Annotated in this window: 19 protein-coding genes, 1 tRNA gene and 1 riboswitch; of the genes, 8 read left to right on the forward strand and 12 right to left on the reverse strand. The window is 67.2% G+C overall.

The features are described 5' to 3' along the window. Positions 1-108 precede the first annotated feature (108 nt). The 6 genes from Pla175_RS17290 to Pla175_RS17315 form a co-directional block, all read right to left on the reverse strand. Complete coding sequence (locus Pla175_RS17290) at positions 109-1,434, reverse strand: CpaF family protein (protein WP_145287936.1); 1,326 nt, start codon at positions 1,432-1,434, stop codon at positions 109-111. Positions 1,435-1,776: 342 nt separating this feature from the next. Further along, positions 1,777-3,027 carry an AAA family ATPase gene (locus Pla175_RS17295; RefSeq protein WP_145287939.1) on the reverse strand — a complete coding sequence of 417 codons (1,251 nt, stop codon included), beginning with the start codon at positions 3,025-3,027 and terminating at the stop codon, positions 1,777-1,779. Positions 3,028-3,234: 207 nt separating this feature from the next. Beyond that, on the reverse strand, positions 3,235-5,064 hold the full coding sequence (locus Pla175_RS17300) for a type II and III secretion system protein family protein (protein ID WP_145287942.1): 1,830 nt from the start codon (positions 5,062-5,064) through the stop codon (positions 3,235-3,237). A gap of 59 nt (positions 5,065-5,123) precedes the next feature. Continuing rightward, entirely contained in the window at positions 5,124-6,152 is a 1,029-nt protein-coding gene (cpaB, locus tag Pla175_RS17305; protein WP_197526934.1) for a Flp pilus assembly protein CpaB, read from the reverse strand. 249 nt (positions 6,153-6,401) lie between these two features. Continuing rightward, the gene (locus tag Pla175_RS17310) at positions 6,402-6,989 is read right to left on the reverse strand and encodes an A24 family peptidase (protein WP_145287950.1); all 588 of its coding nucleotides are present in this window, start codon (positions 6,987-6,989) and stop codon (positions 6,402-6,404) included. Between the two features lie 376 nt (positions 6,990-7,365). Further along, entirely contained in the window at positions 7,366-7,614 is a 249-nt protein-coding gene (locus Pla175_RS17315; RefSeq protein WP_231953945.1) for a Flp family type IVb pilin, read from the reverse strand. A gap of 158 nt (positions 7,615-7,772) precedes the next feature. Then, a riboswitch (cyclic di-GMP riboswitch) is annotated at positions 7,773-7,866 on the reverse strand. Positions 7,867-8,178: 312 nt separating this feature from the next. Here Pla175_RS17315 and Pla175_RS17320 point away from each other — a divergent pair. Both Pla175_RS17320 and Pla175_RS17325 read left to right on the forward strand, forming a co-directional pair. Further along, positions 8,179-9,024, forward strand: a complete 846-nt coding sequence (locus Pla175_RS17320; RefSeq protein ID WP_145287953.1) for a hypothetical protein — start codon at positions 8,179-8,181, stop codon at positions 9,022-9,024. 3 nt (positions 9,025-9,027) lie between these two features. Then, positions 9,028-10,053 (forward strand): DUF362 domain-containing protein, encoded by a 1,026-nt coding sequence (locus Pla175_RS17325; RefSeq protein WP_145287956.1) that lies wholly within the window; start codon positions 9,028-9,030, stop codon positions 10,051-10,053. A gap of 11 nt (positions 10,054-10,064) precedes the next feature. Here Pla175_RS17325 and Pla175_RS17330 read toward each other — a convergent pair whose 3' ends face one another. Further along, positions 10,065-10,394 (reverse strand): hypothetical protein, encoded by a 330-nt coding sequence (locus Pla175_RS17330; protein WP_145287959.1) that lies wholly within the window; start codon positions 10,392-10,394, stop codon positions 10,065-10,067. 3 nt (positions 10,395-10,397) lie between these two features. Then, positions 10,398-11,015 (reverse strand): hypothetical protein, encoded by a 618-nt coding sequence (locus Pla175_RS17335; RefSeq protein ID WP_145287962.1) that lies wholly within the window; start codon positions 11,013-11,015, stop codon positions 10,398-10,400. A 100-nt stretch (positions 11,016-11,115) separates the two neighbouring features. Here Pla175_RS17335 and Pla175_RS17340 point away from each other — a divergent pair, with 100 nt between their 5' ends. Together Pla175_RS17340 and Pla175_RS17345 are read left to right on the forward strand one after the other, a co-directional pair. Continuing rightward, a complete protein-coding gene (locus tag Pla175_RS17340) occupies positions 11,116-12,648 on the forward strand; it encodes a PQQ-dependent sugar dehydrogenase (protein ID WP_145287965.1) in 1,533 nt (510 codons plus the stop codon). A gap of 155 nt (positions 12,649-12,803) precedes the next feature. Further along, positions 12,804-13,712: a right-handed parallel beta-helix repeat-containing protein gene (locus Pla175_RS17345; protein ID WP_145287968.1), complete on the forward strand. Its 909-nt coding sequence runs from the start codon at positions 12,804-12,806 to the stop codon at positions 13,710-13,712. A 105-nt stretch (positions 13,713-13,817) separates the two neighbouring features. On the opposite strand, the gene Pla175_RS17350 is transcribed toward Pla175_RS17345, so the two are convergent. Further along, a complete protein-coding gene (locus Pla175_RS17350) occupies positions 13,818-14,837 on the reverse strand; it encodes a lysylphosphatidylglycerol synthase transmembrane domain-containing protein (RefSeq protein WP_145287971.1) in 1,020 nt (339 codons plus the stop codon). A 111-nt stretch (positions 14,838-14,948) separates the two neighbouring features. Here Pla175_RS17350 and Pla175_RS17355 point away from each other — a divergent pair. The 3 genes from Pla175_RS17355 (at position 14,949) to Pla175_RS17360 (ending at position 16,691) form a co-directional block, all read left to right on the forward strand. Next, positions 14,949-15,021 (forward strand) — tRNA-Ala (locus tag Pla175_RS17355). Between the two features lie 59 nt (positions 15,022-15,080). Then, complete coding sequence (locus Pla175_RS26160) at positions 15,081-15,254, forward strand: hypothetical protein (protein ID WP_197526935.1); 174 nt, start codon at positions 15,081-15,083, stop codon at positions 15,252-15,254. 51 nt (positions 15,255-15,305) lie between these two features. Further along, a complete protein-coding gene (locus Pla175_RS17360; RefSeq protein ID WP_145287974.1) occupies positions 15,306-16,691 on the forward strand; it encodes an MFS transporter in 1,386 nt (461 codons plus the stop codon). A gap of 103 nt (positions 16,692-16,794) precedes the next feature. Here Pla175_RS17360 and Pla175_RS17365 read toward each other — a convergent pair whose 3' ends face one another. Both Pla175_RS17365 and Pla175_RS17370 read right to left on the reverse strand, forming a co-directional pair. Beyond that, positions 16,795-18,333, reverse strand: coding sequence for a YifB family Mg chelatase-like AAA ATPase (locus Pla175_RS17365; RefSeq protein ID WP_145287977.1), 1,539 nt, complete (start codon positions 18,331-18,333; stop codon positions 16,795-16,797). A gap of 302 nt (positions 18,334-18,635) precedes the next feature. Continuing rightward, positions 18,636-19,124 carry a type II toxin-antitoxin system VapC family toxin gene (locus Pla175_RS17370; protein WP_145287980.1) on the reverse strand — a complete coding sequence of 163 codons (489 nt, stop codon included), beginning with the start codon at positions 19,122-19,124 and terminating at the stop codon, positions 18,636-18,638. A 112-nt stretch (positions 19,125-19,236) separates the two neighbouring features. Between Pla175_RS17370 and Pla175_RS17375 the strand changes: the two genes are divergently transcribed. Then, the gene (locus tag Pla175_RS17375; RefSeq protein ID WP_145287983.1) at positions 19,237-20,277 is read left to right on the forward strand and encodes a zinc-binding metallopeptidase family protein; all 1,041 of its coding nucleotides are present in this window, start codon (positions 19,237-19,239) and stop codon (positions 20,275-20,277) included. Positions 20,278-20,445: 168 nt separating this feature from the next. On the opposite strand, the gene Pla175_RS17380 is transcribed toward Pla175_RS17375, so the two are convergent. Then, the gene (locus Pla175_RS17380) at positions 20,446-21,900 is read right to left on the reverse strand and encodes an ATP-binding protein (protein WP_145287985.1); all 1,455 of its coding nucleotides are present in this window, start codon (positions 21,898-21,900) and stop codon (positions 20,446-20,448) included. Positions 21,901-22,163 lie beyond the last annotated feature (263 nt).

Below are 22,163 nucleotides of genomic sequence, written 5' to 3' on the forward strand. Positions count from 1 at the left end.
GGATCGCACGGACGATGATCAGCTTTGGAACTCGGTCGATTATGAACCTGCGATCCGTACGATCCGTGTTACCCGTGGTCAATTCTTAATTCTGGTCGTGGGGGCCGATCAGTCCCGCAGCATCACGCGCTCGCGGAAGGTGCTGGCCGGCAGGCGGACGCCCGACTGCTCCATGCGCGACATGAACGACGGGCGGATGCCGGTCGACACGAAGTGACCGATGGCCCGGCCGTTCTCGTCGACGCCGTCCTGCACGTACTTGAAGATGTCCTGCATGACGATGGTGTCCTGCTCCATCCCCATCACCTCGGTGATGTGCGTCACTTTGCGGGTGCCGCCTTGCAGGCGGCTCGCCTGGACGATCAGGTCCACGGCGCCGGCGATCTGCGACCGCATGGCCTTCATCGGCATCTCGAAGCCGGCCATCATGATCATCGTCTCGAGACGGGCGATCGCGTCGCGCGGCGTGTTGGCGTGGCAGGTGGTGAGCGAGCCGTCGTGGCCGGTGTTCATCGCCTGCAGCATGTCGAGCGTCTCGCCGCCCCGGCATTCGCCGATGATGATCCGGTCGGGCCGCATACGCAGGCAGTTCTTCACCAAGTCGGTGGCGCTGATGCGTCCCTTCCCCTCGATGTTCGGCGGGCGGGTCTCGAGCCGCACCACGTGCTCTTGCTGGAGCTGGAGTTCCGCGGCGTCTTCGATGGTGACGATGCGGTCGTCGTTGCTGATGAAGCTCGAGAGCGTGTTGAGCAGCGTCGTCTTACCGGAACCGGTGCCGCCCGAGATGATGATGTTGAGGTGGGCCTTCATGGCGCCCTCAAGCAGCATGACCATCTCGGGGGTCATGCTCTTGTAGTTCAGCAGGTCCTCGAGCTTCAGCGGGTTGGAGCCGAACCGCCGGATGGTGACGCTGGGGCCGTCGAGCGCCAGCGGCGGGATGATGGCGTTCACACGCGAGCCGTCCGGCAGGCGGGCGTCGACCATCGGGCAGACCTCGTCCACGCGTCGGCCGACGCGCGAAACGATGCGGTCGATAATCTGCATCAGGTGCTTGTTGTCGCGGAACACCACGCCGGTCTTGACCAGCTTCCCCTTGCGTTCGACGAAGACGTTCTTCGGGCCGTTGATCATGATTTCGCTGATCGACGGGTCCTTGAGCAGCATCTCCATCGGGCCGAGGCCGAAGGTCTCGTCCAGCACCTCTTCGACCAGGCGGTCGCGTTCGTTGCGGTTGAGGAAGGTGTCCTCGGTGTCGCACAGGTGCTCAACGACCAGGCGGATCTCACGACGGAGGACGTCTCCCTCCAGCTCGCCGACGCGCGACAAGTCGAGCTTGTCCACCAGCTTCGTGTGGATGCGGCGTTTGATGTTCTCGAACTCGGCTTCCTTTTCCTTCTGCGATAGGACGGCCGGTCCGCTGGGGAGCTTTGTCATCGGGGAGAATCGGGGCGCGGGTTTCGGGGCATAGCGTGTAGGGGGCGCGCGGTGCGTCCGACAAACCATAGCTCAGGCGCGGCGCGCAAGACGGAAAGTGGTGGCTTTTAGGCAACGCGGGCCGGATGTGCGGGTTGTCAGAGAAACGCCGCTAGCGCAGGAGAGCGTCGATAAGGCAGGAGATGGGCCGTGCTGGGCACAGCAGACGCCGCCGCGATGCAGAATGGTGGGGCGCAGCATTACAGGCGGTGCGCTTGGTGCGTCGCCTTGGCTCGGCGTAGAGCAAGCCGAAGGGCGCCGAAACTGCATCCGTGTCAAGCGGATTCGTTCAGGCCCACGTGCCTAGCCGCCCAGCTGACTCGGCTCGGCGTCCGGCTCTTCGGCCGTGCGCTTCGACTTGCCGCCCCACAGACCCAGCCAACTGCGGTTGCGTCCCGCGATCTCGCTTGGGGAGTCGGCCTCGCCTCGGCCGCACAGCGCGCCGGCGAGCTGGGAGATCGATTGCGTGATGGCCGCCTTGGGGGCTTGTTCCAGCAAGGGGACGCCGTTGTTCCGGACTTCGATCATCGTGCGGAAGTCGTTCGGCACCTGCCAGTAGACTTCTTGACCGAGCGTCTCTTGCGCCTTGCGGAGGCTGATGGACGCCCCCCCCTGCCCGGCCCGGTTGACGATGATCCGCGTCTTCTCCTTCAGCCCGGGCGTGCGCTCGAAGGAAACCATCAGCCGCACCACGTTCCGCAGGCACGGCAGGTCGAGCTGGGTGACCATGAGCGCCTCGTCGCTGAGCCGCAGGGCCAGCATGTCGAGCGCGTTGTACGCCTTCGAGGCGTCGATGATCAGGTGGGTGAACGTGGCCTTGAGCAGGCCGATCACGCGGCTCAGGTCGTCCGGCGTGACCAGCAGCGCGTCTTCCAACGCCACCGGTCGGGGCAGCAGGTAGAGCCCAGAGGCGTGCTTGGTGAGCGAGCGCCGCAGCAGGGTGAAGTCGAGCCGCGCCACGTTTTGCGAGACGTCCGTGAGCGTGTACTCCGGCACCGTGTCGAGGAACACGTCGGCGTCGCCGAGCGTTAGGTCGAGGTCGAGCAGCACCACGGAGTGGTCGGGGTCGGCCGCGAGCGAGCAGCCCAGGTTCACCGCCATGCTGGTGACGCCCACCCCGCCCGTGGCGCCGGTGACGGTGATCACTTTGCAACCGCGGGCCGACTGCCCCTCGCCGAAGCGGGTGCGGTGGATGCGGGCCAACGCCGCGGCGAGCTCTTCCGGCTTCAGCGGCTGGGTGAGGAACTCCTTCGCCCCGGCGCGCATCGTCCGCAAGATCAGCGACCCGTCGGTGCTGCTGCTGGCGACCAGCAGCGTGACGTTGGGGTTGTTCCGAGAGATCGACTCGATCAAATCGACCGCTTGATCGGGGTCGCCGTCCATCGAGATGAAGCCGACGTCTGGGTTGGTCTGCTTCAGCACGTCTTGGAAGAAGGCGTACCGCGAGCATTCCGCTTCAAGCCAGACGCTCTCCAGCCCGAGCAGCGTCGCTTTGAGCGATTCCCGGGTCGAATCGTTGGGATCGACCAGAGCTAGGCGGAGCAGGTTGGACATACCGGAATATACGTTGCTGGAGCTGCACGGAAGCCGGCGAGTCGCGGCCCGACAAGCGGGCCGCTCCCCCGGCTACGACAGCGTAGCTCACGTGGGCGCGTCGGAGGATGAAATTTCAGCGACACCAACGGGCCGGGCCTGCCGCCCGCCCGGAGATCAGGCCGGACCGCGCCATTGCGGCCGGCCGCAGCCCGCGGGGCGGGTCGCCTACTCTGCGTCGTACCCCACCGGACCGATGAGTCCGCCCGTCGTTGCCCCCGCCGGGGCGGCCGACGCGGTGTAGGGCCTAGCGGCTTGCCTCTGGTACTGGGGCTCCCGCGGGGCGGCGTAGTGGCCCGTCGAGGGGGCCGATTGGGCGCCGCCCATCGGCCCGTACGGGTCGCCCGCCGGGGGGAGCACCAGCTCGCCGTGGCCCCCCATCTCGGGCCCGGTCGGCGTCGCTGGCAGCGGCTGCGGCACGATCATCTCGCCCTGCATCTCTGAGGGGTAAGACGGGTCCATCCCGGCAGGGGTGGGGGCGAAGTGGGTCACTTGCCCACCGGCGCCGCCGCCACACGACTGACAGTTGTTGCAGCCGTAGGCCGAGCCCAGCGATCCGCCGGGGCAGCAGGGCTCGTGGCCGTGCGTCGGCACGCAGCCGCACTGGCCGCACTGGTTGCAGCGGTTCGGGACCTCAACGTGGCCGCCCCAGTACAGTTCGCCGTTGTCGGGGCTCATGGTGGCCATGCCGGGCAGGCACTGCGGCACCTCATGCGGGTCCATGGCGTCGATGAACTCGGGCGTAACCAGGATCAGCAGTTCGATCTCTTGGACGCGTTCCTCTACCTTGCGGAAGGGGGCCCCCAGGATCGGCATATCAGACAGGTAGGGCAGGCCGCGGTTCTGGCTAAACACCTGCCGCTGGATCAACCCCGCCAGTGCGAACGTCTGTCCGGCCTGCATTTCGACGGCCGTATCGACCTGACGGACGACGAATCCTGGGATCACCGTGTCGCCGAGGGGCGTTCCGAGGGCCTCGTCGCGGGCGCTAATGCGCGGCCGGACTTCTAGTCGGATGCGTCCGTTTCCAAGCACGATCGGCAAGAAGTCCACCTGGGTGCCGAACGGCTTGTACTCGATGCTCTGCTGCCCCAGTCCCTGCGGGATGATCACGGGGACTTCACCCCCCTCGTTGAACTGCGCGGGCCGACCGCTGATGGCCACCAGGTTCGGTTCGGCCAAGATCTTCGCGACTCCGTTCGACTGGAGCGCCTCGAGCATGCCAAAGAAGTTGCTGCCGCCGCTCACGATGCCAAAGTTAACGGTCTGCCCGGTCCCACTAATGGCGGACGATCCGCCGATGCTGGTGAGGATATTCGCGGACCGTGCGCTAACAAACCCGCCGCCGCCGCTCACCAGCGCCCAGTCGAAGCCCAGCTCGCGGCTCTTGGTGCGGTTTACTTCAAACACCTTCACCTTCAACAGCACCTGCTGCACGCCGCCGACGCTGATGTTGTTGATCACCTTGGGCGAGTAGTCCTCGGCCATCTGCACGATGGGCGTGACGTAGTCGGGGCGGTCGATGAAGCCCGTCAGCACCAGGCTGCTGCTGTAGCGGTAGACCTTGATCGACGAGTTCGGGAACTGGGTCTTGAGGGCGTGCTCAAGCTCGCGGACGTCGCCGTAGATGAACACGTCCACCGTGTGCAGTTGGCCGTCGCTGTCCCAGAGGTTCACCGCGGTCACGCCCGCCTTCTTGGCGGAGATCTGGATCTCGTTGGCGCTAAGCGGGGTGACCGAAAGCAGGTCGGGGTTGTTCACCTGCACCCGCGGGATCGGCTTCTCGAGCGTCAGGATCCGGCTGGTGTTGGTTGTCAGCTCAAGCCGCTCGCTCGGACCGCTGATCTTTCGGATCAGCGCGGCGTTCGGGTTTTCGAGCGTAGGCGGGACGCCGCTGTCCTGGGCGTTCGCCGGGGCGACGGCGCCGGCAAACACGACGACGATCGACAGCAGTCCGCGCAGCCAGCGCGCCGGGCGAGAATTTGAGCAAACGTACATCCCTGTACCCCCCTGTCTGGCGCCATCCTTGACGCCGGTTTTTTTCGCGTATTGCGGTCTTACTTGTCGAAGTCGATCGGGAACGCGGCGTCCAGTTCAACGCCGTCAAGCGTTGGCTGGCCGGCCCCCGTTGGAACACTCTTGGGCGCCGCCATCGACGGCATCACGCCGCCCGTCGAGGCCCCCTGCGCCGATAGCGGGCGTCCGGTCGTGGCGTCGAACAGAAGCTCGGACACCTCGTCGGCTCGCACGACCGTCATCCGGTGGGGCGGACGATCCTTGGCCGCCTGTCGGACCATCGCCATCAGGCCGCCGAGCATCCCGGGGCCCTTGTCCTTCTTGACTGTCTCTTCACGTTGCTGCTCTTTCTCGCGTGAGTTCTTCTTGTCGGCGGTCCCCATGAGGTCCTCGAACCGCATCTCTGTCGCGGCGATCGGCGCCTCGTCGTTGGGGCTGCGCGGGATCAGGGTGACGTCGCCCATCTTCTGCGCCAGCTCGATCTTGCTCGCCTGCTCGGGGGTCACCAGCAGGGAGACGGTCTTGGGCACCGTGCGGGCCTCGCCGCCGTCGGCGGAGCGCTGCACCGCTTGTTCGATGGCGAAGACGCGGATGTTCTGCAGGATCACCTTGGCCATCGCGTGCTCGATGCCGGCCCGCGGGTTGGCGTTCACAAACAACTGGATGTCTACGCGGTCGCCGGGGCTCAGCAGGCCGGCGGCGCTCTTCTCGGCGTCGACGCCGATCGTGGAGAGCCGGAAGCCGGGGGTGATGCCGCCGATCGGGTCGACCATCTCGCCCTGGGCCAGCAGCTTGGCGTCGAGGATGGGCTCGCCGGCGAAGATGTTCGCCCGCGGCCTGCGTCCCTCAACGTTCTCGAGCTGTGTGAGGGCCCCGACCGGGATGCGGTCCTTGGGCCACTCCTGCAGCGACACCATGGCGGCGTCGATGGGGTCGCCCAGGTTGATGTTGTGCAGCGCCACGTAGATAGGCGCCGTCTCGCCCTGCAGGCCGGCGGGCTGGCGGTTCTTGTCCATCACCTGGCTGATGCCGATCGATGCGACCAGCCCCGAACCGAGTGCGAGAGCCAACAGTAGTAGTGATTTTGGACGCATGATTCCCCCTGTGCGGGCACGGAGCCGGTATTGTGGCTGCCGGCAAGGTTAGCCCCCGCGCAACAACCGCGTGTGAGGCGCCGCACCTTGTCGGTTCATTCGGCAGGACCGGCGTATCCGGTCCAACAAAACGGGTAAGTCGGAAAGGAGCTGTCAGCTATCAGCTTTCAGCGGTCAGCTTTTTCTAGCTGAAGGCTGACCGCTGAAAGCTGACCGCTCGTAGCTTTAGACAATCATTCCGGAGAGTGCGAAGTAGCCGATCGTGCCGATGGCCATCGGGATGCCGTAGGGCAGAAGCATCATCCGCGGCTTCCGCTCCTTGGCGATGGCCGCCAGCACCTCGGGGTTTTTGTTGTTCATGATCTCGCCCAGGATCATCCAGAACTGGGCCTGGTGCTTGTCCCAGCCCTTGCTCGCCAGCACCATCACCACGGCGATCACGCCGCCGACGATGGCCGAAGCCGCAAAGGCGTACAGCGTGTGCTCGGTCCAAACCCAGGCGCCGATGCCGGCCATCAGCTTCACGTCGCCGGCGCCCATGCCGCCGATGGCGTAGGCGGGCAGGAGCAGCAGCAGGCCCACCACGGTGCCCAGCAGGCTAAATCCGAGCGCCTCGTACCAAGCGAAGCCGTACATGGTGGCGCCGGCGGTCGAGCTGAAGACCCAGCCGCTGACGATCATCGGGAAGGTGAGCCAGTTGGGGACCTTGAGCTGGAGGCCATCGATCACGGCGGCCACGACCAGCGTGACGGTCACGAGCCAGATGGGCCAATTAGCGGCGAAGGCGTCTGCAAGCGAGGCGGAGTCGAGCATGGTTTGACTGGGTGCGGCTAGGGGTGACGACAGCGGGGGGCGGCCTGAACAATCGCGCCCTCGATGGGCCCCTCGGTGGGGGACTCGCCGCAAAGGTAGCCCGCCGCGGGGCGCCGGGGCGCGGCCATGGGCCAGGATGGCGCGAACGCGCCCGTTCGCCAATCGGCAAACTCGGCGTGTCCGTCACAATCAGAGCCCGACGCGTTAGCGAGGGAGCGGCGCGCACACATCCGCTCCCTCGCTCACGCTTCGTGCTCCGATGGCCAGGCACAAAAAAACCCCGCCGGCACACAGTGTGCCGACGGGGTCGAAGGGATAGCGGGAACCAAGCAGGGCCTAAACGGGGCTGCTTCCGCCGTCGGGGTAACAGATAAGATCAGCTACCGCCGAGCTGGGCCGAGACACTCTGGAAGGTGCTCGACGCGTTGGTGCCGACCGACTGGATCGCTGTCAAGCAGACGATCACAATCAACGCCAGCATCACGGCGTACTCGACAGCCGTGGGGCCATCTTCGGAGACTAGGAACTGGTGCATCTTCTTGGCGAAACTCTTCATAATCAACTCCTCCGAATGTGAGGGGCCGACGCGGTGGTCGACGCCCTGCTTGGTGTCGGGAGCGTTCACAGGTAGCTCCCGTTGTCCGGCCCTGTTGCGACAGGCCCAGCCGTTAGGCCGGGTCAAGCCTGCCAAATGTCGCAGCAGGAGCCCAAATAAAACGTCTTTGCGTGTCACCCATCGCGAGTTGATTCCATTCGGGCGGCTCCGGGGAACCGCCTGATCCGTTCGGCAGCCCGGCTGCCGCTGCCCCCCGGTGAGGGGAGACGTCGGCCCTTGGCTTTGCGCCCCAGTCTTGCGGCTGGTTTGCCCTTCTCGTGGACGATGACGCGAGCAGGCTCTTTGGTCAGGGGTTCGCTCCGCCGTTCGCGGGGCGCTCGGTGTCAATTGGATAAGTGGATAAGTTCGCCAAGCGGGTGAGACCTCGCTGGGCCTCCTTCCGCTTACAACTGAAACCTAGGTCGACTTTGAACTGGGTCAAACGGACTTGAGGAATTTTTTCGAGATCGGCTCAAACCGCACGATCCGCTTCAATTCCCCAACGACGAAACTCTAGTTCACCGTTTGGGGCGCGCCGCCCGCCTTCGTGCCGAGCCGGCGTTGTAGGGTTCTGGGAACCCAGGCGCTATCGTTATGAGAGTCCAGCAACAACTCGCGGCGTCGATCGCCAAACGCCCCCTCGGCGGGTACGCGGCAGAGGGCCCCGTCGCATCGGAGCCGGTGGCGTGGGCCGCCGTAGCGCTGCACCGCGCCGGTCATGCCGGTCCTGCCGATAGCGCGTGCCGGTGGCTCGCCGAGTCGCAGTCGGCCGACGGTTCGGTGGGCGTGACGCGCAGCGAACCCGCCCCCGCCTGGCCCACGGCGCTCGCCATCTACGCGTGGACCACGGTCGCTCCGGGCCGCTTTGCCGACCCGATCGCGCGGGCCCTCGACTGGGGCCTGAGCGTCCAGGGCGAGACGATGCCGCGTCGCGACAACATCGGCCACGACCCGTCGCTGCTCGGATGGTCGTGGGCCGCGGCGACCCACGCGTGGCTGGAGCCGACCTCCTTCTTCGTCAGGGCCCTCGACGCCGCGGGCCACGCAAACCACCCCCGCGCCCAACAGGGGCGCCGCCTGCTGGTCGACCGGCTGCTGCCCGAGGGGGGCGCGAACTACGGCAACACGATGGTGCTCGGCCAGACCCTGCTGCCCCACGTGCAGCCCAGCGGCATCGTCATGTGGGCCCTGCCGACGCACGACGCGGCCGACCCCCGCGTCGGCAAGACGCTCGACTGGCTAGAAGCCTCGCTGGCGCCCGACCTGGCCACGGCTTCGCTCGCCTTTGCGTCGCTGGGGCTCGCGGCCCACGGCCGCGGCGCGGCTAAGAGTCGGCCGTTGCTGCTAACCGCCGCCCAATCGTTGCTGGCCAACAATGGCTCGTTGTACCGCCGCGCGTTGGTGCTGGCGGCGTTGAACTCGACCCCGGGTGAGGGATAGCCGATGCAAGCTCCAGCGCCAACGAATTCAGGCGGCCTCGACCGCCGCACGCTGCTGCTGGGCGGGGCCTCGTTGGCCGGCGCCGCCGGCTTGGGCGCGGTGGCGCAGTCGCTCATCAAACCGACGCCGGTATTCGTCGCCGCTGGGCAGCGGTACGACGGGCCGCTGCATCAAACCATCGCCGACGGGCTGCTCGCCACGGGGCTTGATCCGGCGTGGTTACGCGGACGTCGGGTGCTGCTTAAGCCCAACCTGGTGGAGCCTAGCCGCCGCATCCCGCACATGACCACGCACCCGGCGATGATTGTCGCCGCGGCCGAGGCGCTCAGGCGTTGGGGCGCCCGGGTCTCGGTCGGCGAGGCGCCGGGGCACGTCCGCGACACCGAGATGGCGCTCGTCGAGTCGGGGGTCGCCGAGGCGCTGCGCGACGCGCGGATCCCGTTCGCCGACCTCAACTACGAAGAAGTCGGCTGGCGGCGCAACCGCGGACGGTTCAGCAAGCTTCCCGGCATCTACTTCCCGCGCAGCGTGCTGGAGGCCGACCTGATCGTCTCGATGCCCAAGATGAAGACCCACCACTGGGTCGGCGTCACCTGCGCCACCAAGAACCTCTACGGCATCCTCCCCGGCATCAAGTACGGCTGGCCCAAGAACGTGCTGCACCACCACGGCATCCCTCAGACCGTGGCGGACATCGCCTCGTCGGCGCCCAAGACCATCGCCATCGTCGACGGCATCGACTGCATGGAGGGGGACGGACCCATCCTCGGCAGCCTCAAGCACATGGGCCTGGTGCTGGTCGGCCAGTCGCTGCCGTCCGTCGACGCAACGGCCGCCCGCATCATGGGTCTGGAACCGACCCGCATCGAGTACCTCCACCTCGCCTCGCGCAGGCTCGGCCCGCTCGACGATCGCCGCATCGAGCAACGCGGCGAGCCGTGGCGCTCGGTCGCAGACCCGTTCCAGGTCCTGGACGAGCCCCACCTCGAATGCCTGCGGTCGACGCCAGAAGAACGGCTCGTCACCTAGCCCCGCGCGCCCTACTCGTTCAGCCGCCAGGCGGCGCCGTGGCGCAGCTCGATGGTTCCTGCTTCGAGCGCCTCGCGCAGCCACGGCGTGTCGTGGATCTCGCTCACGTCGGCCCAGTGGCTCGGCTCGCCCACCAGCGACTTGCCGCACTCGGGGCAAGGCAGGTCGGCCTCGCTGGCGAACTTCGGGGGGCCCGCCAGGTTGGCGTCCGACCAGGCCGCGTCGCACTCATCGCACAGGATGCTCAGCCGGCCGCAGTGGCCGCACGCGCGCACCCCCAGCGGCCCCGTGGTGCAAACCCGGCAGAAGCCTACGTAGTACATCGGGCGTTGGGCGCTCATCGGCTACGGCGTGAGTGGGTAGGCGGTGATAAAGCGGTCGCCGTCCGTGATGAGCTGCATGTTGGTGGCGGCCGGCTTGCCGCGTCGTGCGCCCGACTCGCCGCCGACATAACCGATACGGCGCCGCATATCGATCACGTAGATGGTCCGCCCCTCTTCTTTGCGGGTGCGGGTCTGCCTGCCGGACTTCGCCAACCGATAGCCTTGATCGATGAGCGTGAGCAGCTCAACGGGCTGCTTCGCGTCGAACACGCCGTGCGATCCGGGACGGTCCGGCTGGTCCTCGGCGTGGGCCATCAGGTGCTTGAGCCGATGGCCGTGCTGACTCCCCCGGCCGTACACCAGGCCGGCCGGGGATCGGTAGGTCTCGGCGCCGACCTGTTCGAGGTAGTCCGAGGCGGCGGCCTCGCCGGCAGCGGGCCGGCCGGCCGCGGGGGGAGAGCCCCCCTGCCCTGCCGTGGGCTCGGACGGCGGCAACCACCCCTGCACCGTCGGCGCCAGCACCGCGATTAAGAGCCCAATCACCAGCACCGCCACAATGGCGCCGGGCGAACGGCGCGGCCCCGCAAGACGCAGCACGGACTGCACGACGCGGGCGATTTCTTGCGGGTTGCGGCTCATCGCATAATCATTTGACGTTTATAGCGCATTTTGTTGACACCCCGACCGGTCGGCCTTACGCTGACTGGTGAGGGGAACCTATCCGTACGGCGGAGCTCGTATGCGTCCTTGTCGTCTATTCTGCTTGTTTATCGCGTTGCTCGCCACTGTCTGCGCTTCGGCCCGCGCAGAGATCTCTGGCGCAAGCCTCGTCGCTACGGCCAATAATCCGGTCTTCGTGACGCACGCGCCCGGAGACAAGCACCACTTGTTCGTGGTTGAGCGCGGCGCCCAGCAGGGCGCGCCCAACAACGACGTGATCGCCGACATCCGCGTGCTGGACCTCCGCACCGGCGCGTTCGCCCCACAGCCGTTCCTGTCCGTCAACCTCCCCAACACGTCGGGAGAACGCGGGCTGCTAAGCATGGCGTTCCACCCCGACTACCAGGCCAACGGCAAGTTCTACATCTATGCCTCCCGCGAAGCGTACAGCGGCGGCAACCATGCGTCCTACGTTGAACAGTACTCGGTGACCACCGACCCGATGATCGCCGATCCCGCGTCTCGGTCCGTGGTCGCCCGCTTCACCCAGCCGCAGAGCAACCACAACGGCGGCTGGATCGGGTTCAGCCCCAACGACAACTACCTCTACATCGCGTCGGGCGATGGGGGCAACAGCAACGACACGGGGACGGGCCACACCGGGGCGATCGGCAACGCGCAAGACATCACCGGCAACCTGCTGGGAAAGATGCTGCGGGTTGATCCCTTGGGAGACGACTTCCCCGCCGACGCCAACCGCAACTACGCCGTGCCGGCCAGCAACCCGTTCGTCGGCGTCACGGGTGACGACGAGATCTGGGCCTACGGCCTCCGCAACCCGTGGCGCAACAGCTTCGACCGCGAGACGGGCGACCTGCTGATCGGCGACGTCGGCCAAGACAACCGAGAAGAGGTGAACTTCCAAGCGGCCGGCAGCCCAGGCGGAGAGAACTACGGCTGGCGGCTGCGTGAGGGGACCATCGCCACGCCCACCGGCGGGGTCGGCGGCGCCAAGCCGACCGACGCGGTCGACCCGATCCACGACTACGCCCACAACGGCGGCAGCCGCTCGATTTACGGCGGTTACGTCTACCGCGGCCCCGACCCCGAGGTCGACGGCTGGTACTTCTTTGGCGACACCGTCACGCGAGACGTGTGGCGGTTCCGCCCCGACTCGCCCGCCGCCACGCTCGAGCGGATCAACGACACGCTCTTCCCCGGCGGCAACAACGACTTCCGCGTCTCGATGGGCGAAGACGCTGTCGGGAATCTCTACGTCGTCTCTACCGGCGGATCGATCTACCGCATCGAGACCGACGCCACGGCCCCGGGCGACTTCACCGGAGACGGGCTGGTGAATGTTGAGGACTACACGCTCTGGCGGAGCGACTTTGGCGTCTCGGCATCCACCGCCGACGGCAACCGCGACGGGTTGGTCGACGCCGCCGATTACAGCGTCTGGCGCGACAACGCAGACGTTTCTGACCCGATCGAGGGCGCGGCCGTGCCGGAGCCATCGGGTTGGATCATCCTCACCGGGTTCATCTCGCTGAGCCTCGCGGTGGGATTCATGCGGTGGCACTTCGACCGCAGCCGGGCGCAAACCTCCTAGCCGGACGCGTCGCCTTACCCGGCGCATCGGGGCCCCGCTTGGCCCGGCGCCTTCCGAGACCGGGTAGAGTCTCTCGCCCCAACCGGCCGATCCTACCGAAGCCGGCCCCTGCTGCGCGTCGGCTCGGATGGCACGACTGGGCGAGGAACCGGCAGATGAAACGCAAGACACTAGCTGCGCTGCTGGTCACCGCGGCCCTGGCGGGCGCCTGCGAGGCCCGCGAGATCTTCGTCAACAACGTCGCCGGAGCCGACAACCTCGATGGCCTCAGCGATCGGGCTTCCGGCCGCGCGGGCCCCGTCAGGACCATCTCGCGGGCCTTGTGCCTCGCGCTCCCCGGCGATCACGTGCTGCTGACCGACACGGGCGTCCCCTACCGCGAGCAGGTGTCCATCGCCGGGCCGCGGCTCCACGGCAGCGAACGCCGCCCGTTAGTGTTAGACGGACGCGGCGCGGTGCTGGACGGCACCGTGGAGGCCGCGCCGGGCGCTTGGCGGCCGGCTGTCGGCAACGTCTTTGCCCTAGCCCTCCGGCGTTTGAGCACGCAGCAGCTCTTCTCCGCGGGGGAGCCGCTCAAGCGCGTCTCCCTAACGCGTTCGGCCGACGCCCCGCTGGCGCTCGAGCCGCTCGAGTGGTCGCTGGTGGATCGGCGGCTGCTGGTGAAGCTGGAGCAAGACCGCCTGCCGGAATCGTACGACCTACGCCACGCGGGCCTCGAGACGGGCGTCACGCTCTACAACACGCACCACGTGATCGTTCGCAACCTGGTCGTGCAGGGGTTCCATCTCGACGGGCTGAACGCTCACGAGCTGGTGCGGGACTGCCTGGTCGACAACATCGACTCGCGGGCCAATGGCCGCAGCGGGCTGAGCGTCGGCGGCGTCAGCCGCGTCGAGGCGATCGCCTCGAACTTCTACGACAACGGCCGCGTGCAGGTGCGTGTCGAAGGCCAGGCAGAGCTGGCGCTCGAGAGCTGCGAGGTAGCCGCGTCCGAGGGGGCGGCGAAGTTCAAGACCGCCGGCGGCGAGCTGAAGGTCAACGGCCAGGCCGTGGTGGCGCCGTAGCGGGCCGGCCGGTTGGCGACGCGTGTGCGTGCTGCAGGCCCCGTCGCTTCGATCTTTTGGCTGCGCCTCGATTGCTTCAGAAGCGGCCGCACGCATCCTCGGGCGTCAATCCGCCTTGGTCGGGGCGTCGTCTTCGTCAACGACCAGCGCCGCACGGTTCGACACGTAGAAGCAGGCCGCCGCGGCGCCCAACAGCAGCATCGCAAAGCGGTGGGTGAGCGCCACGATGGTGCCGTCGCCGATGGCGCCGGTAAGGGCGCGGTAGAACAGCTCTACCACCGCCTCAACCGACCCGAGGCCGTTGGGCAGGGGCAGCAATCCCCCCGCGGCGAGCGCCAACGGGACGATCACGAAGTGGTCTGCTACGCCGGGGTGCTTTAGCGGCAGCCCCGCGGCGATCAAGTAGAACGACACCGTGAACAGTGAGTGCATCGCGACCGTCAACACGCTGGCGCCGAACAGCCAGCCGGGCCGCTTCCGGTAGGCCCGCCAAGCGATGAGCGCCTCAGCCGCGAGTTCGCCCGCCAGCGGGATGCGGCGCAGCGCGGCCGCGGCCAGCGGACCAGAGAGCGCCGGCAGGAACGCCAGGGCCGCGGCCACCGTCAACACCCCACCCACGCCTAGCGCCAGTTGCGCAACGATGCGTACGCCGGCGTCCTGGGACGCCGCGGCGCCGCTGGCCAGCACGCCGCAGGCGCACATGATCAGCAGGATGAGCAGCCCGAGCGCGCGGTCGACGACGATCGTGGTGACCGCGGCCGTACGCAATCCCGGGTGCCGGCGGGCAAAGAAGACCGCCTTAAAAAGGTCGCCGCCGACGCTCCCGAGCGAGACGAAGTTGAGCGCAAACCCCAGCGCCCCCAACCGCCCCGCCTCGCCGACCGACAGCGGCACGCCGCCGGCGCGGGCGACGCAAAACCACCGCAGAAAGCTGATCAGCACCGCCACGGCGCAGCACGCCAGCGCCAGCCCCAGGAGGGTCCAATCCTTGGGCTGCTGGGAAATGCGTGCGAACGCCTCGTGGCGTACGGCCTGCCACAGCAGCGCCCCGATTAGCCCCAGCCCCAGCGTCAGCTTCGCCGCGACGACGATCCGAGAGCGGGTGGTGCGTGACAGGGAGGGCATGCGTGGCGGGCCGGCGGTGAAGGTCCGGTTGACAACCCGGGCGGGCAGTGGTAACTCTTATTGGAACTGGCGTCTGGGTCCCAATAGGGATTCGCGTTCGGCAGTTTCCAGGGGGGATTAGCTCAGCTGGGAGAGCGTCTGGCTGGCAGCCAGAAGGTCAGCGGTTCGAGCCCGCTATCCTCCACTTCATTGCCGTATCGAGATGTTGCTTCAAATTGGGACCGCTGCTGGCGGACTCTCCGATTGACCCACCCGCCCTTGCCGTCCGGCGAGGGTTTTTTGCTGGACACGCTGTTTTTGCTGGACGCGCTGTTTTTGCTGGACGCGCTGTTCTTGCTGGACGCGCTGCGGGGTATCCGCCAGCGGCCCGGCGCCCAGACGCCAGCAACCAGACGCCAGCACCGTGATGCCGTCTAGATGCCAGCGCCCAGATGAATGTAGCCCGGCCTCAGCGGCCAAGGACGCGTGATGTCGGCTGACCTCTCCAAGGCCGTTCCCGCCGTCCCGCAGCCTGCGCCCAACCCCTACGACCCGAACCACCCGGCCGATGAACCCCTGTCGGCCCCCCCGCCCCTGCTGCGGACGCGGCTAGCCGCGATGATGTTCCTCCAGTACGCGTCGCTGGGGCTGTGGTCCGTCACCTTCGGCACCTTTGTCGGCGCCAACACCGGCAAGCAGGGCGCCGGGATCTTTAGCGAAAGCTTTGTCGGCGACGCGGCCTCGGCCGGCGCGCTGGGGGCCATCTTTGCCCCGCTGGCGATCGGCTGGCTGGCCGACCGCTGGCTGGCCAGCGAGCGGATGCTGTGCGTGCTGCACGCCGCGTGCGCGGCAATCCTGCTAGCGATCGCCCAGCAGCAAACCCAGATCGGCTTCTACTTTGGCCTGCTGGCCTACTACCAGTGCTACGTGCCGACGGTCACGCTCTCCAACAGCCTGTCGATGCAGCAACTAACCAACACCGCCGCCGACTTCCCCCCCATCCGCGCCGTGGGCACCAGCGGCTGGATCGCCGCGGGGCTGCTGATCGGTTGGCTCTGGCCGACGGTCTTCGGCGCGGAGATCGAGTCGCTCCGCACCCCCATGCTGGTGGCCGTGGGCGCCCACGTGGCCCAGTCGCTGTACTGCCTCACGCTCCCCCACACGCCCCCCGCGCACCGGGTGCAGCGACAGATCGCCCAGCTCGCTCAGGGGGGCGGCCTGGTGCGCCGCAAGGAGATCGTGACGTTTATCGTGCTCTCGATGCTCGCCTGCATGGGGGCCCAGTTCTACAACGTGCTGAACCTGTTCCTCAACCAGCAGCACATCCAGTACGCGGCCGCCAAGCAGTCGTTCGGGCAGCTCACGGAGGTGGTCGCCATGGTGATGCTGCCGGCGGCCACCGCGTGGCTGGGGCTGAAGCGGTTGATGTTGCTGGGGGTGGCGGCGTGGGGGCTGCGTTACCTCATGCTCTCGGGCTCGGCCTCGTCCGGCTCGGGCTGGTTGCTCGCGCCGGCCATCGCGCTGCACGGCGTCAGCTATGTGTGGGTTTACATGAGCGGCGCGTTGTTCATCGACCGCATGGCCGGCCCCCGCGCGCGGGGCGCGGCGCAGGGGATGTTCGCGCTGGCGACGCTGGGCGTAGGCCACTTGTGCGGCGCCCTGATGGTGGGCGGCGCGCAGGCGTGGCTGCTGACCCCCGCGGGGGTGAACCCGCCGCCCTACCACTGGGAGGCGTTCTGGCTGATCCCGGCGGGGTTGATGGGGGTTGCGATGGTGCTGTTCGCGTTGTTCTTCTCCGAGCAGCCCAACGCCCCCACCCAGCCAAAGCCCGACGCGCCGGTAGTGCCGCGGGTGGCGGAGGGTTTGGAACCGTGACGTGGCGAGCCGTCGGCGTCAGCCGCCGGAGCTTTCGGAGCTGGAAAAACAGTTCGCGCCCCAAAGCCTCCGGCGGCTAACGCCGACGGCTCGCCTAGTTGACTCACGACCACAACTTCCGGTCCAGCATCCGGTAGTTCACCGCCTCGCTCAGGTGCTCGGGCTTGATCGACCCGGCGCCCTCGAGGTCGGCGATCGTCCGCGCCACGCGCAGCACCTTGTCGTGCGCGCGGGCCGACAGGCCCAGGTGGTTGACGCTCGCCTTGAGCAGGTCGGCGCCGCGGTCGTCCAGCTTGCAGTGCCGCCGCACCTCGCGGCTGCTCATCTTGCCGTTGGTGCGGGTCGCGGCGCCGGTGAAGCGCTCGCGCTGCCGGCCGCGGGCGGCGACCACTTGTTCGCGCATCTGGGCGCTGGAGGTGCCGTCGGACGCTGAGGTCAGCTCCTGGAACGGCACGGCGGGGACCTCGATGTGCAGGTCGATACGGTCGAGCAACGGGCCGCTGATTTTCGACATGTACCGCTCGATCTGCACCACGTTGCAGTGGCAATCGCGGCGTGGATCGTTGCGGTAGCCGCACGGGCAGGGGTTGAGCGAGGCGATCAGCATAAAGTTGGCCGGAAACTGGCTCGAAGAGAGCGCGCGGCTGATGGTCACGCAGCCGTCTTCCAGCGGCTGCCGCAGCACCTCGAGCGTCTGACGGTTGAACTCGGGGAGCTCGTCCAGGAACAAGACGCCGTTGTGGGCCAGGCTGATCTCTCCCGGCGAGGGGGTCGAGCCTCCCCCCACCAGCCCGGCGTTGCTGATGGTGTGGTGCGGCGCCCGGAAGGGCCGGGTCGCCAGCAGCGGCTGGCCGGGACGCAGCCGGCCGACGGCGCTGTAGATGCGCGTCGTCTCGATCGACTCTTCCGCCTCCAGCCCCGGCAGGATGGTGGCCGCCCGCTTGGCGAGCATCGTCTTGCCGCTGCCGGGCGGGCCGACCATCAGCAGGTTGTGCGCGCCGGCCGCGGCGATAGTCATCGCCCGCTTGGCCATCTCTTGGCCGCGGACGTCGGCAAAGTCGACCTCGTAGGCGCCGTGCTCGGCAAACAGCTCGTCCAGGCGCGAAGGATGCGGTTCGATGTCGACCTGGCCCGCGAAAAACGCGGCGGCCTGGGCGAGGCTGTCGATGGGGATCACCCGCACCCCCTCTACTACCGCTGCCTCGCCGGCGTTCTGCGACGGGACCACCAAGCCCTCGACCCCCGGCTGCCCGGCGGCCGCCATCGCCATCGAGAGGGCGCCCCGCACCGGCCGCATCGAGCCGTCCAGCGCCAACTCTCCCACCACCGCGTAGCGGTCCAGCAGGTCGCTCTTGAGTTGCCCGCTGCCGGCCAGCACCCCCAGCGCGATCGGCAGATCAAAGCTGGCGGCCTGCTTGGGCAGCTCCGCCGGGGCCAGATTGATAACGATCCGGTCCTGCGGCCGCACGTAGCCGCTGTTGACCATCGCCCGCTCGATGCGGTGCGTGCTCTCCCGCACCGCGGCCTCTGGGAGGCCGACCAGGATGGTCTTCGGGATCGCCCCTGGGGAAACGTCGACCTCTGCCTCAACGCGGAGGGCGTCGATCCCCATCAGGCTGAACGTATTGAGCTTGGCGAGCATGGTGCGACCCGGCCGGCATGTGTACGGGTGCACAGTATGCCTAGGGGGTCAAAGAGATGCAAGCACCGGGCCAAGAAGTTTCTCACCGGCTGGCAAGGCTTGCCAGTTATTGATCACTCGACTCGCTGAATCCGCCAGTTTTTGGTGCGACAAGATTCTCCTGGTCGCGTTGCGATGCGTCAACGATTGCCCGCCCCGATGCTACGGCCCGCTCCCAAGCGCTTTGAACGTACGCATGGGCGTCGCCTCCGTACGCGGCCAGTAACTGCTCGCGTGCCGCGTACACTTCTTCCAGGATGGGGTTAGTAGCCATTTTTCTCTCCACCTAAGAACTCTGCCGGGGTGCAGATAAGTAAACGTGGCAGCCCAAGTTTCTCCAGCAAATCGTAGACTCGCGGCAGGACGTGAGCGTTAGCGATATGACGGCAGTTCTGGGTCAGCAAGTATTGTACCCCGCCGACAGCCGCAGTAGCCACATGGAATGCGTCCAGCCTTGCTTTCTCTGGCATAAGCGACCGCAGTATGATCTGTTCTGCGACTTCCTCAACGCGCATTCTGTCGGGTGTTAGCAAAGGGATGGACGAAAGCTCGGCTAGCCGCCGGGCGACGGCCTCCTCGTCGCCCAACGACGCTTCATCAATCACAAACTGCGAAGTCACCAAACGGTACTTAGGTCCTTCCGCGTCAAGCCAGCGTCGTGATTGACGCTGCAGAATTGCGATGTCCGGGTCTGTGCTTGGACGTGACGTAGCAAGACTTACGATGGTCGTTTCGATGTAGACGGTATCCATCGCAACTGGGCTTTCGGAAAGGGTGAGAGTGGCGATTTAGAACCACAGACTTGTCGCGATCCATTGTATCTGCAATACGTAGGCAGCGACACACTTGCACCCATAGCCCCCCATGCCCACGCCCGACCTCGACGCCTGCCTCAATACCCTCGGCATGCTGGTGCGCGAGCCCAGCGTCGTCGGCGCCGAGGACTCCTTCTTCCGCGTCTTACGCCGCGAGCTCGAAGAGATCGGCGTGACGATTAAGCACTACCAAGGCGTGCTGGTGGCCCAGGGCGCCGACCCTGCGCACCTGGTGCTGTCTGCCCACATCGATCGCCACGGCCTGCTGTGCACCGGGCCGAACGAGTTCCAGTACGCCGCGTTCATCGCGGCCAACCGGGGCGAGCTAACGGGCGACTCGGTGTCGGAGCAGATGATGGGGACCCTGCAGGGGCGGTTCGCCGGGCAGCGTGTGCAGGCCCACCTCCCCTACTCGGGCGTCTACCTCGGGCAGGGGGCGATCACCCGCTCGTTTGTCTGCCCGGAACGCAACAACTTGATCTTCGAGGTCGACGGACTCGACTTCCTCCAGCCCGGCACGCCGGTATCCTTCCTCGACCGCCTGCGGGTCGAAGAAGGGCGCGTCTCTGCACAGCTCGACAACGTGCTGTCCGCGGCCATCATCGTCAGCCTGTTCCGCAGCGGCTTCCAGGGGACCGCGTTGTTCACCGCCCAGGAAGAAGCGGGCCGGAGCTGGCGTTACGCCCTGCAGTGGTTCCAGCGTCACCGCCTGGAGACCGATCGGCTGCTGGTGCTAGACACCAGCCCGTTCCCTTCGCACGAGGCCGCCGAGGCGCAGGACGTTGTGCTGCGCCGCAAAGACGCCACCGCTGCCTTCGCAGACGCGCTGACCGACGAGCTCGAGCAACACTGCCGCGACCTGGACGTCGTCTTCCGTTACAAGGACGCGTACGTCGAGGAGCAGAACCTGGGGCGTGAGAAGCCCCTGTCGTTGGGCCGCACCGAGCTGGGCCGGCTGATCGCCGCCAGCGAGGGCCGCGTCACGGGCACAACGCTGCAGACCCCCACCACCGGCTACCACACGGCCAGCGAGACCGCGTCGCTCGACGCGATCGCCGCGGTGCTGCGGCTCTTGGGGCGGTACACGTGACGGACGGGGACCGCCAAGTGCGCCAAGGAGAATGGGACGCGGATTGTCGCGGAAGAATCGGATCGACTCGGATCGCATGCCGCGTGAGTCACGCGCACCGGCTTCGTACCCTTTGTCGTTCCAACTGTTATTCTTGGCGTCTTTGGCGTCGTGGCGGTTCCCGTCCGTCTACATCACCGCGAAGTAGTTTTCTACTGCGTAGTCGAAGTACTCCGGCGTCATCCGCGCCGGCTGGCTGACGTAGCGGCAGTAGTTGCGGATCTGCAGCAGCAAGTCGCGGGGCTGGCAGCAACGCATCGGCCGGTTGATCGGCTTGTAGTGCGTGTTGATCAGGTGGTCGAGCGCCGCCGCGTCGTACTCCACCTTCAAGATCGGCGCCATGATGCCGAACAGCTTGCGGAACGACTCTTCGTCCGGGTCGTTCACCTCGATCTTGTACGGGATGCGCCGCAGGAACGCGTCGTCCACCAAATCGCGCGGCTCGAGGTTGGTCGAGAACACCACCAACTGATCGAACGGCACCTGGATCTTCTTGCCGCTGGCGAGGTTGAGGAAGTCGTACCGCTTTTCCAGCGGAACGATCCAGCGGTTTAGCAGCTCGTCGGTGCTCATCCGCTGGCGGCCGAAGTCGTCGATCACCAGCGTGCCGCAGTTGCTCTTGAGCTGCAGCGGCGCTTCGCTCACCCCCGTGGCGGTGTTGAGCGTGACCTCCAGCATGTCCATGGTGAGCTCGCCGCCCGCCACGATCGTGGGGCGGCGGATCCGCACCCAGCGGCGGTCGATCTTCTGGTGGTCGATGAGCCCCTCGCTGGCCTCCACCGGGCACTCGTCGTGCATGCCGGGGTCGAACAGCCGGATGATCTCGCCGTCGACCCCCAGCGAACGCGGGATCCACACATACTCGCCGAACGCCGCGGTCACGCGTTCGGCGATGCTGGTCTTGCCGTTGCCCGGGGCGCCGAACAAGAACATGCCGCGTCCGGAGTTCACCGCCGGCCCCAGCCGGCGGAGCATCCGCTTGTCGATCAGCAGGTCCTCGAACGCGCGGTGCAGGTCGGCCTCGGTCGGGTGCTGGTCGATCAGCGACTGACGTTTGACGCTGTCTACGTACGCGTACAGCGGCACCGGCGCCGACCCGAAGTAGGTGCAGTGCTCCGAAAGCAGCTTGGCGCGCTCGCGGCCGACCCCCGTGAGCTGGTAGACGTAGTCGTTCATCATCGCGGCGCCCTTGTGCGCCACGAGCTGATCCTGCTTCATGGAGGCCATCAGCGGGTCGATCAGCCGGAACGGCAGCCGGATGTGCTCGGAGATGAACCGGCCCGTCGCCTCGGCCTGGGCCGCCAGGCACTTGAGCACCAGGTTCTCGACCTCGCTGCCGGAGAGCCCCCCCGCCTCGATGGTGGCCGGTTCTTCCGGCGACCAGGGCGCGGCGCCCCCTTCGGGCCCCCGTGCGGCCGGCTGCCGCGCGAGCGGCGTTCGGGGCGCCTCGGTCTGCGGCGTGGGCGCCGGCCTCTCGGGGGGCGGGGGCGTCTGCGTCGTCAGCCGCTGGATGCGCTGCAGCAGCTCGTCGAGCTGGCGCGAGTCGTTGGTCGGGGCTTCGGGGGTCGCGACGGGCGAGCTCATGGCGGGCCGAGCGTAGGTCAAGTGGCGTGGATCGAACCATCCGGACCGGCGTGCGCGCACCCGGCCCCACGTAGAACCTACGTTGCCGTGAGCGCCCGGCAACCAAAACGCAGGGTTGTGCCGATTGAACCGGTAGAATGGCTGCGGAAGTCTCTCGCAGAGGGAGATAGGAAGCAGCCGATGACCAAGCTACGGTTGCGATCCCTTCAATTGATCATTCCGCCTACTCACTCTGCGCCTCCGCGCGAGGCTGCTTCCCCACC

This window comes from Pirellulimonas nuda, assembly GCF_007750855.1.
GTDB lineage: Bacteria > Planctomycetota > Planctomycetia > Pirellulales > Lacipirellulaceae > Pirellulimonas > Pirellulimonas nuda.

Bases quoted from the DNA above. Each gene is read 5' to 3' on its own strand.
- Pla175_RS17290 (WP_145287936.1), bottom strand. From the start codon at position 1,434: ATGACAAAGCTCCCCAGCGGACCGGCCGTCCTATCGCAGAAGGAAAAG.
- Pla175_RS17370 (WP_145287980.1), bottom strand. From the start codon at position 19,124: ATGGATACCGTCTACATCGAAACGACCATCGTAAGTCTTGCTACGTCA.
- Pla175_RS17330 (WP_145287959.1), bottom strand. From the start codon at position 10,394: ATGAGCGCCCAACGCCCGATGTACTACGTAGGCTTCTGCCGGGTTTGC.
- Pla175_RS17350 (WP_145287971.1), bottom strand. From the start codon at position 14,837: ATGCCCTCCCTGTCACGCACCACCCGCTCTCGGATCGTCGTCGCGGCG.
- Pla175_RS17375 (WP_145287983.1), top strand. From the start codon at position 19,237: ATGCCCACGCCCGACCTCGACGCCTGCCTCAATACCCTCGGCATGCTG.
- Pla175_RS17295 (WP_145287939.1), bottom strand. From the start codon at position 3,027: ATGTCCAACCTGCTCCGCCTAGCTCTGGTCGATCCCAACGATTCGACC.
- Pla175_RS17380 (WP_145287985.1), bottom strand. From the start codon at position 21,900: ATGAGCTCGCCCGTCGCGACCCCCGAAGCCCCGACCAACGACTCGCGC.
- Pla175_RS17340 (WP_145287965.1), top strand. From the start codon at position 11,116: ATGCGTCCTTGTCGTCTATTCTGCTTGTTTATCGCGTTGCTCGCCACT.
- Pla175_RS17320 (WP_145287953.1), top strand. From the start codon at position 8,179: ATGAGAGTCCAGCAACAACTCGCGGCGTCGATCGCCAAACGCCCCCTC.
- Pla175_RS17325 (WP_145287956.1), top strand. From the start codon at position 9,028: ATGCAAGCTCCAGCGCCAACGAATTCAGGCGGCCTCGACCGCCGCACG.
- Pla175_RS17360 (WP_145287974.1), top strand. From the start codon at position 15,306: ATGTCGGCTGACCTCTCCAAGGCCGTTCCCGCCGTCCCGCAGCCTGCG.
- Pla175_RS17335 (WP_145287962.1), bottom strand. From the start codon at position 11,015: ATGAGCCGCAACCCGCAAGAAATCGCCCGCGTCGTGCAGTCCGTGCTG.
- Pla175_RS17345 (WP_145287968.1), top strand. From the start codon at position 12,804: ATGAAACGCAAGACACTAGCTGCGCTGCTGGTCACCGCGGCCCTGGCG.
- Pla175_RS17365 (WP_145287977.1), bottom strand. From the start codon at position 18,333: ATGCTCGCCAAGCTCAATACGTTCAGCCTGATGGGGATCGACGCCCTC.
- Pla175_RS17300 (WP_145287942.1), bottom strand. From the start codon at position 5,064: ATGTACGTTTGCTCAAATTCTCGCCCGGCGCGCTGGCTGCGCGGACTG.
- Pla175_RS17310 (WP_145287950.1), bottom strand. From the start codon at position 6,989: ATGCTCGACTCCGCCTCGCTTGCAGACGCCTTCGCCGCTAATTGGCCC.